Consider the following 724-nt stretch of genomic DNA (forward strand, 5'->3'; position numbering starts at 1 on the left):
GATGGAGCTTATACAGGAACAGAAAATATCAAGCAAGCGAGCGATCAAAATATTAAAGTGGTAGCCAAACTAAATATTACAATAGCGCAAGGAGCTAGAAAAGAGGAAGATAAATTTGATTACAATAAAGATGCCGATAGATTTGTTTGTCCTGCAGGGCATATAGCTATACGAAAAGCCAAACAGGGCAAAAAAAATGTCGGAAAAAATCAAGCAGAAACCCATTATTTTGATGTCGAAAAATGTAAATCTTGTCCATTAAAAGAAGGATGTTACAAAGACGGATCAAAGACAAAAACATATTCTGTAACAGTAAAATCTAATTTACATCAAAAACAAATTGCCTTTCAGGAAACTGACTTCTACAAAGACAAAGCAAAACACCGATACAAAATAGAAGCCAAAAACAGTGAACTAAAAAATGTACATGGGTATGACAGAGCAACATCTTATGGGATAGATAGTATGCAAATGCAAGGTGCAATGGCTATTTTTACGGTCAATTTAAAAAGAATACTGAAATTGATATAAAGAATTACAACCCAAACATGATTACTCAAAACACCTCTCTATAAGTCAAAAACAGACTCATGTAACCGCAAATAAAAAACAGTTATAAAACGAAAAACGCTTATAACGGATATTTTTAAATCCTGTTATAAGCGTTTTTTATTGTCTAAAAAATAAACCTGATCAAAAATAAGGGATGTTTTTCAGTGCCCTC

Annotated in this window: 1 protein-coding gene; it reads left to right on the forward strand. The window is 32.3% G+C overall.

Translation table 11 applies throughout. From position 1 onward, the window contains the following. A partial coding sequence (locus NJT12_RS24825) for a transposase (RefSeq protein WP_271338792.1) occupies positions 1-531 on the forward strand: 531 nt, incomplete at its 5' end. Positions 532-724: the final 193 nt, after the last annotated feature.

The sequence above is a fragment of the Flavobacterium azizsancarii genome (assembly GCF_027980145.1).
GTDB lineage: Bacteria > Bacteroidota > Bacteroidia > Flavobacteriales > Flavobacteriaceae > Flavobacterium > Flavobacterium azizsancarii.